Source organism: Candidatus Enterococcus moelleringii (assembly GCF_017377575.1).
In the GTDB taxonomy this organism is placed as follows: domain Bacteria; phylum Bacillota; class Bacilli; order Lactobacillales; family Enterococcaceae; genus Enterococcus_A; species Enterococcus_A moelleringii.
Map to the genome: position 1 here is coordinate 56,644 of NZ_JAFREM010000004.1, position 14,554 is coordinate 71,197.

Annotated in this window: 13 protein-coding genes and 1 pseudogene; 5 read left to right on the forward strand and 9 right to left on the reverse strand. The window is 40.8% G+C overall.

The features are described from left to right. Positions 1–38 precede the first annotated feature (38 nt). The 3 genes from JZO70_RS02100 to JZO70_RS02110 all read left to right on the forward strand — a co-directional run bounded on the left by JZO70_RS02100 (position 39) and on the right by JZO70_RS02110 (position 1,703). Complete coding sequence (locus JZO70_RS02100; protein ID WP_207671886.1) at positions 39–428, forward strand: DUF805 domain-containing protein; 390 nt, start codon at positions 39–41, stop codon at positions 426–428. 197 nt (positions 429–625) lie between these two features. Further along, positions 626–934, forward strand: coding sequence for a rhodanese-like domain-containing protein (locus JZO70_RS02105; RefSeq protein ID WP_207671887.1), 309 nt, complete (start codon positions 626–628; stop codon positions 932–934). Positions 935–1,082: 148 nt separating this feature from the next. Continuing rightward, positions 1,083–1,703, forward strand: coding sequence for an FMN-dependent NADH-azoreductase (locus tag JZO70_RS02110; protein ID WP_207671888.1), 621 nt, complete (start codon positions 1,083–1,085; stop codon positions 1,701–1,703). Positions 1,704–1,810: 107 nt separating this feature from the next. Here JZO70_RS02110 and JZO70_RS02115 read toward each other — a convergent pair whose 3' ends face one another. Both JZO70_RS02115 and JZO70_RS02120 read right to left on the reverse strand, forming a co-directional pair. Beyond that, positions 1,811–2,980, reverse strand: coding sequence for an AI-2E family transporter (locus JZO70_RS02115; RefSeq protein WP_207671889.1), 1,170 nt, complete (start codon positions 2,978–2,980; stop codon positions 1,811–1,813). Between the two features lie 11 nt (positions 2,981–2,991). Then, positions 2,992–3,336, reverse strand: coding sequence for a PTS glucitol/sorbitol transporter subunit IIA (locus JZO70_RS02120; RefSeq protein WP_207671890.1), 345 nt, complete (start codon positions 3,334–3,336; stop codon positions 2,992–2,994). A 106-nt stretch (positions 3,337–3,442) separates the two neighbouring features. Here JZO70_RS02120 and JZO70_RS02125 point away from each other — a divergent pair, with 106 nt between their 5' ends. Both JZO70_RS02125 and JZO70_RS02130 read left to right on the forward strand, forming a co-directional pair. Continuing rightward, positions 3,443–4,462 (forward strand): lactonase family protein, encoded by a 1,020-nt coding sequence (locus JZO70_RS02125; RefSeq protein ID WP_207671891.1) that lies wholly within the window; start codon positions 3,443–3,445, stop codon positions 4,460–4,462. 15 nt (positions 4,463–4,477) lie between these two features. Next, positions 4,478–4,639, forward strand: a complete 162-nt coding sequence (locus JZO70_RS02130; protein ID WP_207671892.1) for a hypothetical protein — start codon at positions 4,478–4,480, stop codon at positions 4,637–4,639. A gap of 235 nt (positions 4,640–4,874) precedes the next feature. On the opposite strand, the pseudogene JZO70_RS02135 reads toward JZO70_RS02130, so the two are convergent. From JZO70_RS02135 to JZO70_RS02165, 7 genes and pseudogenes are all read right to left on the reverse strand, one after another. Further along, a pseudogene (locus JZO70_RS02135) lies at positions 4,875–5,294 on the reverse strand (flagellar biosynthesis anti-sigma factor FlgM). Positions 5,295–5,370: 76 nt separating this feature from the next. Further along, positions 5,371–8,043, reverse strand: coding sequence for a cation-translocating P-type ATPase (locus tag JZO70_RS02140; protein WP_207671893.1), 2,673 nt, complete (start codon positions 8,041–8,043; stop codon positions 5,371–5,373). A 229-nt stretch (positions 8,044–8,272) separates the two neighbouring features. Then, the gene (locus JZO70_RS02145; RefSeq protein WP_207671894.1) at positions 8,273–9,052 is read right to left on the reverse strand and encodes a tRNA 2-thiocytidine biosynthesis TtcA family protein; all 780 of its coding nucleotides are present in this window, start codon (positions 9,050–9,052) and stop codon (positions 8,273–8,275) included. 2 nt (positions 9,053–9,054) lie between these two features. Beyond that, positions 9,055–10,887: an LTA synthase family protein gene (locus JZO70_RS02150; RefSeq protein WP_207671895.1), complete on the reverse strand. Its 1,833-nt coding sequence runs from the start codon at positions 10,885–10,887 to the stop codon at positions 9,055–9,057. A 60-nt stretch (positions 10,888–10,947) separates the two neighbouring features. Next, positions 10,948–12,102 (reverse strand): NAD(P)-dependent oxidoreductase, encoded by a 1,155-nt coding sequence (locus JZO70_RS02155; protein WP_207671896.1) that lies wholly within the window; start codon positions 12,100–12,102, stop codon positions 10,948–10,950. A gap of 64 nt (positions 12,103–12,166) precedes the next feature. Next, positions 12,167–12,994, reverse strand: a complete 828-nt coding sequence (nadE, locus tag JZO70_RS02160) for an NAD(+) synthase (RefSeq protein ID WP_207671897.1) — start codon at positions 12,992–12,994, stop codon at positions 12,167–12,169. Beyond that, a complete protein-coding gene (locus tag JZO70_RS02165) occupies positions 12,978–14,465 on the reverse strand; it encodes a nicotinate phosphoribosyltransferase (protein ID WP_207671898.1) in 1,488 nt (495 codons plus the stop codon). Before JZO70_RS02165 ends, nadE begins: the two co-directional genes overlap by 17 nt. Positions 14,466–14,554 lie beyond the last annotated feature (89 nt).

Below are 14,554 nucleotides of genomic sequence, written 5' to 3' on the forward strand. Positions count from 1 at the left end.
TAACGAGAAACTACTAGCAAGAATAAGGAGTGATCGCTATGATTCAAGCTTATAAGGAATACTGGAAAAATATCACTGTGATGGACGCACGGGCAAAACGGGGACAATACTGGTGGCCGCAGGTCGTTAACTACTTTGTGCTGTTTTTGTACAGCTGGTTAACCAATCTGCCAAGATACTACGATTTTGCAACTGAATCGATCAAAGAGATGAATATTCGAGTCATCGTCTTTTTAGTTCTATCGTTTCTAATTTGGCTAGCAAACTTTACTGTACGTGCCAGAAGATTGCACGATACAAATAAAAGCAACTGGTGGATACTATTATATATCATCCCGATCATAGGGCCAATTATCATGTTTGTATTGCTGATTCTGCCAAGCTCGGCATTTTCTCGCTGGACCCATAATCAATCGGAACTTTATTAATGACAGCTGTCTACTTGAACCAGGAAAACGTTTCTGGTTCTTTTTTGTGCAGTCTTTTCGGCTTAATTTGTCTAAATTGTGAATCTTTCATTAAAGATACTTATTCTCTTTAAATAAGTATTGCATAGTACTTGCCTTCACAAACGTTCTATATTATTATCGGGACTCAGATTAAAGAAAACGAGGTGGATAAAATCATGAATCTTTCTGTAACTACTCTAGAATTTTTATCCCTTGCAGCTTCCCAAACACTAAATGTGATTGATCTCAGAGATCCCGATTTTTTTGATACAACTGAATTGAAAGGTTTTACCGATGTTATACAAATACCGCTAACTCAACTAGCGAACCAATTTGACCAATTGGATAAAAACAAAACCTATTATCTGTTTAGTCAGTTCGGTGATTATTCTGAAACAATGGCTCAGTATTTACGGGAAAAAGGCTACAAGGTAGTAAATGTTATTGGCGGAGCGACCGCTTTTTCAAGCTATTTAGCTAGCTAAATGAAAAAACAAGTACACCCCCAAAACCTGTTATAGCAGGCTTTGGAGGTGTATTACATTTTATTAGTACTTTTTGTAAGCAAATAAATTGAGAATTTTGCAGTTTTCCGATACTATTAGGTTACATTGCAAGAAAGGGAGTATATTAATGTCAAAAGTACTAGTTGTGAAAGCGCACCCGCTCACAAATGATGATTCACAAACACTTACCGTTTTAGATGCATTTATTTCAACTTATCAATCTGCCCATCCAGAGGACACGATGGAAATCGTTGATCTGTTTCAGGTTAGTCTGCCAGAAATCGATCAAGACCTATTATTAGCTTGGAAAGAACTAAGCCAAGGAAAAGAATATACTGAATTAACCTCTGACCAGCAGGAAAAAGTTCGCTTGTTCAATGATTTCACTGAACAATTTTTAGCTAGCGATAAAATTGTGATTGCCAATGCTTTGTGGAACCTAAACATTCCAACACGTTTAAAAGCCTGGTTTGATACAGTCAATGTTGCCGGCAAAACCTTCAAATATACTGCAGAAGGCCCAGTTGGTTTAACTGAAGGCAAAAAAGCGCTGCATATTCAATCCAGCGGCGGCGTTTATGACGGCAAAGATTTCTCTGCGATGTACGTACGCGAAATGTTGAAATTCGTCGGCATCACTGACTTCTCATCTGTCTACATTGAGGGTGCTGATTATGATCCAAACCAACGAGTTGCGATTGTCGATGCTGCTAAAGATAAAGCGATCGAGATTGCCAAAAACTTTTAGAATAAAAGAGACTTCACAGGCTTCAATTTGTGAAATACTAAACTGAAAAAAGTGGTTAGCAGTACCCCCTCCTTGTAAGGAGCAGGATCTGCTAACCACTTTTTTATTTACGTATCGACTGTTTCTTCCTCAACCTCTTCTTCATTGTACAAATTAGATACACTCTTATACCAATCAAAGACATGGCTGGCAATTACTTTAGCCACTGCATAAAATGGAATCCCCAAGATAATTCCTGCCAAACCGAAGATTTTTCCGGCAGTCAGTAAAACAAACATGATCGTGACGGGATGAATTTCCAATTGACTTCCCAAAACTAATGGCGAGACAATCCGGCCTTCAATCATTTGTTCAATTGCAAAGACAATAATGACCTTCAGCAGCATCACCGGTCCGGTAACAATCGCGATAAAAACCACCGGAATCATTGCCAGAAAAGAACCTAAATAAGGAATCAGGTTTAAAAAGCCGGCTAAGACTCCCAGTAAAATTCCGTAATTCAAGCCAACAATTGAAAAACCCAGCATGAACATAACCGCAACTGCAAAAGCAACGGTCAGCTGACCCCGAATATAGGAAGCCAACTGCTGATTCATCTCTCTTAACACCCGATACGATGGACGACGCATTCTGTTAGGCAAAAAGGAAACCAAGTAAGGCCCTAAACGTTTACCGTCTTTCAATAGAAAGAACAGAATAATCGGCGCCGTAAACAAGGCAATCACAATATTGGTAACCACCGAAACCACACTGCCCAATCCTTGCAAGGTTACTCGGGAAAGGTCTTGGGTCATGTTGGTGATTGTTTCTAAAATCCTTTGAGCACTATTTTCAATGTACTCTTGTACTGGTCGGAAGGACGGGTCTTTAAAGATTTGATCAGCTTTACCCTCAATCGTATCAATATAGCCTGGAAAGCTGTTAACCAGGGACTGAATCTGCTGGCGAATTTCCGGCACGATTACCACGATACCCCAAATCAGCAAGGCCAATACTACAATAAATAGTAAGATGATGCCGTATTGTCGCTTTACTCCCCTTTTCTCCAAGTGATTCACTACTGGATTCATCAAGTAAAAAAGAATCCCCGCTAAAACCATTGGCAAACCTACAATTGCAAAGAATTGTCCCACTGGTTCAAACAAGTAAGAAACCTTAGTAAACACCAGTAAAATTAAAAGTAAGAGTAAAACCACAATCAAGCTCACTACCACTTGATTATTTAAAAACCACTTCCAAAACCAGGAAGTCTTTTCTGTAAATTTCTTTTTATCCAAAGCATTCACTCCTACAAGAAGCTGATTTCCATTCCTACCTCAATGTTGGGTACAACTTCTGGTTCCAAATAAACCCCATTTGCACTTTCGTTTTCACTCGCTTTAAAAAACAATGTAGCATGAGCAATCTCATTTAAGTTTTGATTGGCTAAATGGCCCAGTGCGGTCACATGATAAATCTGATCGCCAAAGTGAATTTCGCTGCCAACCTTCAATTCAATCGGCTGCTGATCTTTCTTACGTTGAACAATTGAATGCATTGCCAGTTCAGGTGTTACGGATTCATCAAAAAGAATCAGAATCGGTTCATCGTTAATTGCCTGTTTTCCAACTTGCATAATCTCTGTTTTTGTCATCATTCACGCTCTTTTCTCGTTTCTTTTTCAATTATATCATAAACTTCCAGCTATCCAAGTCCCCTACATACTGGTAAAATAAAGACAGCAAACAAAGGAGGACACTATGATTAAAAATATTCTTTTAGGAACTTATACCCGCAATAAAAGTGAAGGCATCTATCAAATCCAGCTGGATACCGAAAAAGGTGTGCTGGACAACTTAACTTTAGTCACTAAAGAAACCAGCCCAACCTACTTAACGAAAAGCCAGGCCGGCAATCTTTATTCTGTAACTACCCAAAATGACGAAGGCGGCGCATCCAGCTATGATGCAAAACTGAACTTTTTAAATGCAGTTACTGAAGAAGGCGCACCCCTATGCTACGTAGCCGTGGACGAAGACCGCCAACTGCTTTATGGCGCAAACTATCACAAAGGTGAAGTCAATGTCTATCACATCAAAGAAGACGGCTCTCTAGACGCTGCTGCGGCTGTTTACCATGATGAGGAAACGGGTCCCCACAAAAATCAAAACACCGCTCACGTACATTATACCGATCTAACACCTGACAATCGTTTAGTAGTCTGCGACCTTGGAACTGACCATGTGCAGACTTATGATGTTGACCAATCAGGCAGCTTAACTGAAGTGGCTGCTTATGTCACACAACCAGGCTGCGGGCCTCGTCATCTGGTTTTCCATCCGCAAGAGGATATCGCCTACTTATTTGGTGAATTGGATAATACCGTTGCTGTATTGGCTTATAACAGTGAAGACGGCAGCTTCAGTCTGTTGCAAACTATTTCAACTGTGCCAGATGACTTCACTGGCGAAAGTGCTGGAGCAGCGATTCGTATTTCCAAAGACGGAAAATTCCTGTATGCTTCCAATCGCGGCCACAACTCGATAGTGGTCTATCAAATTTCAGAAGACGGAAAATCATTAGAAACGATTCAATTCATTTCAACTGAAGGTGACGGCCCACGGGACTTTAACTTATCCCCGGAAAATGACTACGTTGTATGCGGCAATCAAAATACCGACAACCTGAGCTTATATCGTCGGGATGCGGCAACCGGCTTATTGGAACTGCTGCAAAAAGATATTTATGCCCCTGAATGTGTTTGCGTCTACTTTGATTAGAAAGGATTTTGCTTAATGGATAAAGAAGAAGTATTGGCACGACTAAGTAAAGATTTAGAAATCCCGCGTTTCGCAGGGAAAATTGAAGACAAAGAATACACCGAAGAAGAATATCAAAAGCTGAAAAATGATCTAAACGACTATTTCGAAAACTATGTGAGAAATATCGAAAACTAATTGATGAAGCTGAGGGAGCAGGTTACACATGCTTCCTCAGCTTTTTTAGGCACAAAAAAACCACCGACTGGGGATCGGTGGAAAAGGAGTAAATATTTTAAGGAGAAAATACTTACGTAATGAAAAGAAAAGGTTGTTTAGGTTATGGATATAATATAACCTAAACAGCCCTCTTTGTATTTAGAATTCAGTTATATTAAAATTAGAAAACACTCGTTATACAAGCCGTCATTTCTTATTTTAGCAAAAGATTCGTAATTTTTTGGATGGTTTTATAAATAGTATCGGTTGCTTGATCCTGCTATTCTTCAGCTGCATCGAAGGCTTCAGCGTTGATTTCCGGCACTAAACTGTCGGTCATTTCCTGACAGCCATCGACATATTGACGATAAGCTTTTTTAAATTTTATGTGATTTCCCATCACTTTTGCTGGCGGCTTCAATAATTCGATTTTTTCAAGATTTAACTGATAAAATTTTGTTCCTTCAGCAAACAGCTGATGAATTTCAGAAACTCTGGCTGCATCTACTTCTTTTTTCTCATCAATAGCGGTACGAATTTCTTCGTAGCTGGGGTGAAGCTTTTCACCCATCTCTTCAGTATCTTTTATGAGTTCATTAATTTTTCCGGCATATAACCCTACATTTGGACGCATACAATCTCTCCTCTAACAATTTTGATTATTAAAAAAAGCTGCCGCAAAGCGACAGCTTTCCTGTAACTATTATACCTTAATTCATCGTTTTGCGTTGGAAGAACTTCACAATCTCTACAATTGGAATAATCGCAAAGGATGCGCCCAGTACAATTCCCCATTGATACATATCAAGGTGAGCTACCCGGAACAGATCGTTCAGTCCTGGAACAACGATGATAACCATCATTAAAGCAAAGGATAGCAAGATTGCCCAGTTGAAGGTCTTGTTGCGGAATGGTCCTACCTTGAAGATCGATTGATGAACCGACTTAACGTTAAAGGCATGGAACAACTGCATCAAGCCTAACGTTGCAAAGGCCATTGTCAACGCATCTGAATGGATTGCATCATAGGTATTATGAACCGGCCATTGAATCGCTGACCAATAAACGAACAACACGGTGGCACCTTCCAAGATCCCTTGGTAAATGATACTAGAGAACACGCCGCCAGAGAACAGGTTGGAATTCCGTCCACGAGGCTTGTGCTTCATCAAATCTTTTTCGGCTGGCTCCATTCCTAGCGCAATCGCTGGGAAAGTATCCGTTACTAAGTTGATCCACAATAAATGAATTGGTAATAACGTATCCCAACCAAATAGTGTCGCTAAGAACAAGGTCAGTACTTCACCTAAGTTGGCTGCCAGCAAGTATTGAACTGATTTTTGAATGTTAGAGAAGACTTTACGGCCTTCTTCAACAGCAACAACGATTGTCGCAAAGTTGTCATCAGCCAGTACCATGTCAGAAGCGCCTTTAGATACTTCCGTACCAGTAATACCCATACCAATACCAATGTCAGCTTGCTTCAAGGCTGGTGCATCATTTACACCGTCACCAGTCATGGCAACTACTTTACCTTCTGTTTGCCAAGCTTTTACAATACGTACTTTATGCTCTGGCGATACCCGAGCATAAACCGAATAGTTCACAACTTTTTCAGCGAATTCTTCATCGCTCATTTCATTTAATTGAGCACCCGTTAAAACAGCCGCGTCATTTCCTTTTTCGACAATGCCTAAACGTACAGCAATCGCTTCAGCGGTATCCTTATGGTCACCAGTGATCATGATTGGGCGAACGCCAGCATCTTTAGCAACACGTACTGCTTCAGCTGCTTCGGCACGTTCAGGGTCAATCATCCCTACAAGTCCAGCAAAGATTAAATCATTTTCGACAATTTCCGATTCCATTTCAGTCGGAATTTGATCCACCATTTTGTAAGCCATACCTAAGACACGCAATGCTTGTTGTGCCATGTCGGTATTGTTAGTTAAAATATCATTCTTTTCTTTTTCGGTCATTGGTACTACCGTATCATTCAGCAATACTTTATTCGCACGAGTTAACAATACATCTGGTGCACCCTTAACAGCTACTAAAAATTTGCCGTCTGCTTGTTCATGAATAGTACTCATTAATTTACGATCGGAATCAAATGGCAGTTCAGCTACTCGAGTTTCTTTTTTCGTTTCTTCCCGAACGTCGAAGCCACGATCTAAACCAAATTGAACCAACGCTGTTTCAGTTGGGTCACCAATCAAAGTACCTTCTTGGCTAAACTTCGTATCATTAGCAAAGTTCATAACTTTAATCGCCATTAGATCATTAGGCATTTCTTCTTTAGCACCAATTTGTTGGTTGTTGACATAAAGCTTTTCAACGGTCATTTGGTTTAAAGTCAAAGTACCGGTTTTATCAGAAGCGATAATATCAGTTGAACCTAAAGTTTCAACTGCTGGCAATTTACGAATTACTGAATTACGCTTCGCCATAACCTGTGTACCTAGAGCTAAAATAATCGTTACAATCGCTGGCAACCCTTCTGGAATCGCTGCTACTGCTAAGGAAATAGATGTTAAGAACATTTCATCCCATGAAGTACCGTTAATCGCAATCCCTACTACAAACATGATTGCCGCAATCACGATAATCGCAATCGTCAAGAATTTACCTAATTGGTTCAAGTTGTTTTTCAATGGTGTTTCGGTTTCATCAGCTTGAGCCAGCATACCGGCAATTTTACCAACTTCGGTATTCATCCCTGTGCTGACTACCACACCGCGGCCGCGACCGTAAGTAACATTACTATTTGAAAAAGCCATATTTACGCGATCGCCGATACCAACATCTTGTTCGTCGATAACGATCATTTCTTTTTCAACTGGCACCGATTCTCCAGTTAAAGCTGCTTCTTCAATTTTCAATGATGCAGCTTCTAATAAACGCAAATCAGCTGGTACCACATCACCGGCTTCCAGCATAACGACATCACCGGGTACTAATTCAGTTGATTTGATTGATTTTACGTGATTGTCCCGCAGCACATTAGCATTAGGAGTAGACATTTCTCTCAGCGCTTCAATTGCTTGTTCAGCCTTCGATTCTTGTAGTACACCCATTACTGCATTAATAATGACAACTGCTAAAATAATGATTGAATCCACTACTTCATGGGAAACAGCGGCTGAGATAATCGCTGCAAAAATCAACACGATGATCATCATGTCCTTGAATTGCTCGAAGAAGCGGACAACCATACTTTTCTTTTCGCCTTCATCTAGCTCATTGGTGCCGTATTCGTCAATACGTTTTTGGGCCTCACTTGAAGACAAACCTTCCTCGGTTGACTGCATCTTAGCTAAGACCGTTTCGGTATCCTCAGCATAAAACGGATGCGACAATTGTTGCTTTTTTTCCTCTGACATGTTCTTCCTCCTTCAATATTCTGCAATACAAGTCTACTCCAGTTCCTAATAAAAAGGAAAAAAAATAGACTTCTGTATGCTTTAAGAACATACATAAGTCTCACTATTTAAGACAACACCAGAAATTTCTTTCTTGTTGGTGGCGTTGCCACAGCTACCGCTGCTAGTTACTCCCTCATGAATTATACAAGATGAATTATACCACGAGGAAGAACTACAATTCAATCGATCACAAGAATTTCTTTTGCGATAAAGGGCTTTCATCCAAACTTTTCGACCAAAAATCCTGATTTGTTCCTTGTTCCATACCCATAATGAACTTTTCCCGAATATCGCCATAATCAGCAGAAAGGGTGGTAACCAATCGTTTTATCTCTTCACGCTTAGTTTTTTTGTCCACGGGACAAGGATTAAACACCACTGGAATCTCTTCACGCTTAACAAAACGAATCACCTGTTTTTCTTCAATATAAATCAGCGGACGAATCAAAGTCACCCCGGTTTTAGTCAAATAGCTTTTTGGTTCAAAGCTGTTTAAGCGACCATGAAAAAGAAAATTCATAAAATAAGTTTCAATAGCATCATCTAAATGATGACCCAAAGCAACCTTTTGACAACCTAATTCTTTTGCGCGATTATACAAAATCCCTCTTCGCAGCTTAGCGCACAAAGAACAAGGAGAGCGTTCCTGGCGAATATCAAATACCACTTTGGCGATATTCGTAGGAACCACCTCCAGCTGATAGCCCAGCTCTTCTACAAACTGCTGCATCGGAGAAATATCACAGCCTTCAAACCCCATGTCTAAAGAGATCGGAACCAATTCGAAATCAAAGCCTAAACGACCTTGACTGCGAATTTTTTCCAATAAGTAAAATAAAGAGGTGCTGTCCTTGCCGCCGCTCATTCCAACAGCTACTTTATCCCCTGGTTCAATCATGCGATGATTCAAAATAGCCCGCCGCATCGGATTGTAATAATTTTGATTATCCTTTTTCTTAAAACTCATAGTTACTCCTCAAAAAAATTTTCTTGCAGGCTGTACTGTTCGCCTGCTGTAACATCATATTGAATCATCTGGTAGTCCTGATAAATTTTTTCCTGCGCCTGATTCAAACGGACCGTTTCGCCCCATTGTCCTGACTGATAATACATCCCTTTTTCAAATGCCGGTATTTCCTCTTGCAAGGCCAGCAGCAGCTGATGAAAACCGGTTGTCTGCAAGCCAGCTTGACTGAATAAGTCCGGCGTGAAATAAAAGGGACTGGTAACGACTCCCTGCTGATCTTGATTTTTCAACTGATGCTTGTTGTCGTATAAGAAAAATTCCGTTTCATGCAAGGTATGACCGGCATTCTCGATTTGAATCGTATCATTGTAAATCCCTGGCAGATGATCCCCCCAGAAAACAACCAAAGTACGCTGGTCCAAGGTATCTAATTTTTCCAGAAATGCTTTTAACGATTGACTTGCGTAATAAATATCCTGCAAATAATTGTTTACCGAACCATTATTGTCGCCAAAGGCTTGGAAGTCATTCACACTGTATTTACCATCATAAGGCATATGGGTCTGCATCGTTACTAAGTGGACAAACTGCGGACTTTTTTGATCCAACAGGTCCCAGATTTCCTCATAAGCCGAGGCATCAGAAATGTATTCATTGTTCTCCTGCTTATCCGTATGCTCCATCGTGTCTTCATCTAAAAATTGATCAAAACCGAAAACATCATAGACATCCTTACGCTTATACATGGAGGTGTTATAGGGATGAATCGCCGTTGTCCGATAGTTTCGTTCCTTTAACAGCGAAACCAGCGAAGGAATCTGCTCCATCTTAGGCACCAGCATCGTATAAGGCGTGGTCATTTGCGGATTAAACGGCTCCATCGAGAAGCTGGTTAAGGCCTCGAACTCGATATTTGCCGTACCGCCGCCATAATTTTGCGAAAGCATCTGACCGCTATACGTTTCATCAGCAATCGAACGATAATCCGCTAATGGATCACCACCATTAATCTGAATCCCTTCTAAACGACTTGGATCAGAAAAACTCTCATTCATGATATAAACAATATTTGGTGTTTCTTCTGAAGTTTCCTGTTTCACCTCAGAATTGTACTTCTCAGTAATTTTTTTAATCGCTTCTCGCGAATAGCCGGCCGGTTCTTCCATTGGCTCCACCCGCAAATTATACAAAAAGCCACCCATAAATCCGGTATTATAGTAATTCATTTGCTGGCTGTAAGGAATCCACAAAGCCGTTTTATTGTAGGCTTTCCGCAGCAAATTATCCGGGTTGTTAAAATGACTGATGTAAACTAATCCCAGCGTACTAATGACCAATGTTGCTAAACGAATAATCTGCTTTCGTTTGGACAATTTCCGGCTTCTGTAAAGACTAAAAATAGTCATAGCTGTTCCTAAAATCAGCAGCAGCAGAAAACCGATAAATAAAGGCCAGCCAACTATATCTCGGATCATGCCAAATTCGCCAACCATTTTTAAGTCATCAGGATAAATCGGTTCAGATCGATACTTCATTTTAAGAAAATCCGCAATGCCGATACCGACAATCAAAAAGGTATAAAATAGGCTGCCGAATAGAAACGATCCCATGATACTCGTTAAAAACAGGTAGAAAATCAGCAGCACCAAACAGCCTAGGAAAAATTTCTCCGTATGCCAAGAAAAAGCAAATTTGAATGCTAAATCAAAGGAAAAATCATTTTGGCCCAGCTGCAAAAACAGATTGGAAGCAATAATCAACAATCCCACAGCTAAAATGCCGCCAATAATTTTGATCAGTTTTTTATGTTTACGTAGTTTATTAATACAAGTCAACTCCTACTAATGCAATCATTGATCATTTTAGCTAGAAATCAACTAAAAGTAAAGCTGACCCTAATGATGAGGATTGTTCAACACTCGAACTCGCTTCATCGCTTCTATTTGTTTCAATTCTTCAGCCGCCTGTTCAAGCACAGTTGAGTCCGTCGCCTCAACATCAATAATCACGTAAATAAATTCCTGTTTGCGGTTACTAATCATATCGACAATCTCCAACTGATGCTTATAAAAGATGCCGATGATTTCCTGCCACATTTTCGGTTGATTCTCGTAATACAAAGTAAAACGCAAATCTCCTCTAAAAGGCAGCTTCGCCGTGGGAAAATTAACCGAATCCTTGACCGTGCCATTTAACAGAAAAGCCTTGAGAGCCTTAGCCGCCGCTTTCCCACTTCCGCTCAGCGCTTCTTCCGTAGTCCCGCCAATATGAGGGAGCTGTAGAATGTTCTTGTGACCTTGCAGCTTTTCTTCCGGGAAATCAGTAATGTAGCCGGCCAGCTGCTCATTTTCCAACGCCTTTAATACAGCAGAACTATCAACAATTTCACCCCGACCAAAATTCAGCACATAAGCAGTCGCTTTCATTTGCTGGAATTCCTGCTCTGATAGTAAATGCTGGGTATTTTCCGATAACGGCAGCAGTACCACAATATAATCGGCTTCCTTCAAGATGGTCTCCAACGAAGCAAATTCCATAATGTCGCTTTCAGGATCATTGCGCGCATAACCTAAAACATCCATCCCCAGCTCATAACAATTTTCCGCTACTAACGAGCCGATCGCTCCAATACCCAAAAGACCGATCGTCTTGCCTTGTAATTCCTGACCGACATAGTCTGAGCGTTTTTCCTCAGCCGTCGTCAAAAGATCATCACTCTTTAACTGCTCCACCATTTCGGCTGCCTGAAAAATCGGCCGGGCCGTTAACAGCAAGCTGGCTAAAACTAATTCCTTTACCGCGTTGGCATTTTGCCCTGGTGTGTTCATAACAATCGTTCCGTTTTGACTAGCTGCTGGCACATCGATGGTATTTACGCCGACACCCGCCCTAGCAATCGCCAACGTATCCGCTTGCAATAAGTCGCCTTCAACTTCACCGCTGCGAACCATTAAGGCGTCGGGTGCCTCATCGGTTAGCTGAAAATGTTTTTCCTCTAGTGCCTTTAACTGATCCTCTTCAAAATCGGCCAATAATTGAATATTATACATTTTCTCACCTCTTTAAAATTTAAAAAAAGAAACTGGAAGTTTTAGTCTCCCAGTTTTCTCAAATTTATTGTTTCCAAAAGTCATCAAAAATTGTAATTGGCAAATGACGCTTATGTTCCGTCTTATTCCACCAGCCCTCAATCGTTTCCCGGGCTTTATCACTGATTTCTTTGCCTTCCAAGTAATCATCAATATCATCGTAAGTGACACCCAATGCTACTTCGTCGGCAATCAATGGTTTGCCGTCTTCTAAATCGGCCGTCGGAGTTTTCAAATAAATTGCTTCTTCCGCGCCTAATTCCTTCAACAGCATTTTACCTTGACGTTTATTCAAACGGAACAGTGGCAAGATATCGGCACCACCGTCGCCATATTTAGTAAAGAAGCCAGTAATATTTTCGGCCGCATGATCGGTACCAATTACCGCACCCTTCATCTCACCGGCAACGCCGTATTGAGTAATCATCCGTTGGCGGGCTTTGATATTGCCTTTGTTAAAGTCGCTAACTGCTACGCCAGTTTCAGCTAGAGCAGCCACTTGCGCATCGACAGCTGGTTTAATATTTACGCGTAAACTAACATCTGGTTTAATGAATTTTAATGCTCGCTGCGCATCTGCTTCATCCGATTGTTCGCCATAAGGTAAACGGACAGCGACGAATTGATAGGAATCATCACCCGTTTCTTTGCGCATCTCTTCCATCGTTAATTGGGCGATACGGCCAGCTAAGGATGAGTCTTGACCGCCGCTAATTCCCAAAACAAAAGTCTTCAAGAACGGATAAGCTTTCAAATAGGCTTTTAAAAAATCGATACTTTTCAAAATTTCAGCCTTTGGATCAATCGTTGGTTTAACGCCTAGTTCCTTAATAATCTCATTTTGTACTGTCATTGTATCGCTCCTTCATTTTTGCCACAGATTTTCGAACTTCATCCATAATTCGATTTTTATGATCCCAGCAATCCTGAGACAAATCAACCGGATATTTTTGCGGATTTAAATCACGCTTGTATTCTTCCCACAATGAATCCAAATTGTCTTTCGCTGTTTGTTTGACCTCTTCAAGCGTTGGTAAGTCATATACTCGTTTACCATCGACAAAAATATCATGCAGAATTGGACGCGCAGTGAAATTGCGAACGGTTTTGTTAATATACGTATATACAGGATGGAACATAAAAATTTCATCCTCCTCGCGAGGATCTTCATCCCACAAGGTTACATAGTCACCTTCAGATTTACCATCAGAATTACGGGTAATCCGCCATACTTGCTTTTTACCTGGCGTAGTCACTTTTTCCGCGTTGCTGGAAAGTTTAATCGTATCGATCATTTCGCCTTCTTCATTTTCAATCGTGACTATCTTGAATACCGCCCCTAAAGCTGGTTGATCATAGGCCGTAATCAATTTCGTACCAACACCCCAAACATCAATTTTGGCATGCTGCATCTTCAAGTTCTGAATCGTGCTCTCGTCTAAATCATTAGAAGCGTAAACCTTAGCATCTGGGAAGCCGGCTTCGTCCAGCTGCTGACGCACACGTTTAGAAATATAAGCCATATCGCCGCTGTCAATTCGCACACCCATGAAATTGATTTTGTCGCCCATTTCCTTCGCCACCCGAATAGCACTAGGAACACCTGAGTTCAACGTATCATAAGTATCAACTAGGAACACACAATCTTTATGGGTTTGTGCATAGGCCTTAAAGGCTTCATAATCATTTCCATACGATTGAACCAACGAGTGCGCATGGGTACCACTGTCAGGAATACCGAAAATTTTGCCTGCCCGGACATTGCTGGTCGCATCTGCTCCGCCAATAAAGGCAGCCCGCGTTCCCCAGATCGCTGCATCCATTTCTTGAGCCCGTCGTGTACCAAATTCTAACAAAGGATCGTCCCCGATTACTGATTTGATTCTAGCTGCTTTGGTTGCGATCAGTGTTTGGAAGTTAACAATATTCAACAGTGCCGTTTCAACAAGCTGACAATGCAGTAAAGGTCCTTCCACCTGGATAATCGGTTCATTGTTAAAAACTAATTCCCCTTCGACAGCAGAACGAACGGTACAAGCAAACTTGAAGTTCCGCAAATACTCGATAAACTCTTCCGGATACTCTTCTACTTCAGCTAAATAGGCTAGATCACTTTCGCTGAAGGTTAACTCTTCCAAATAGTTTACCAAGCGCTCTAGGCCTGCAAAGATGACATACCCATTTTCAAATGGCATATTGCGGAAATAACATTCAAAAACCGCATGCAAATTTGCCCGTCCAGTTTCCCAATATGTTTTCATCATATTGATTTGATACAAATCTGTATGCAGCGTCAAACTGTCATCCTCGTATAGCTTTCTCATAATCAAACTCCCTTTTTTTGTAAATTCAATGGTTCTATTATATCAAAAAAAAGGAAAAGCGTATTGCTTTTCCTCTTTTATCACAAATT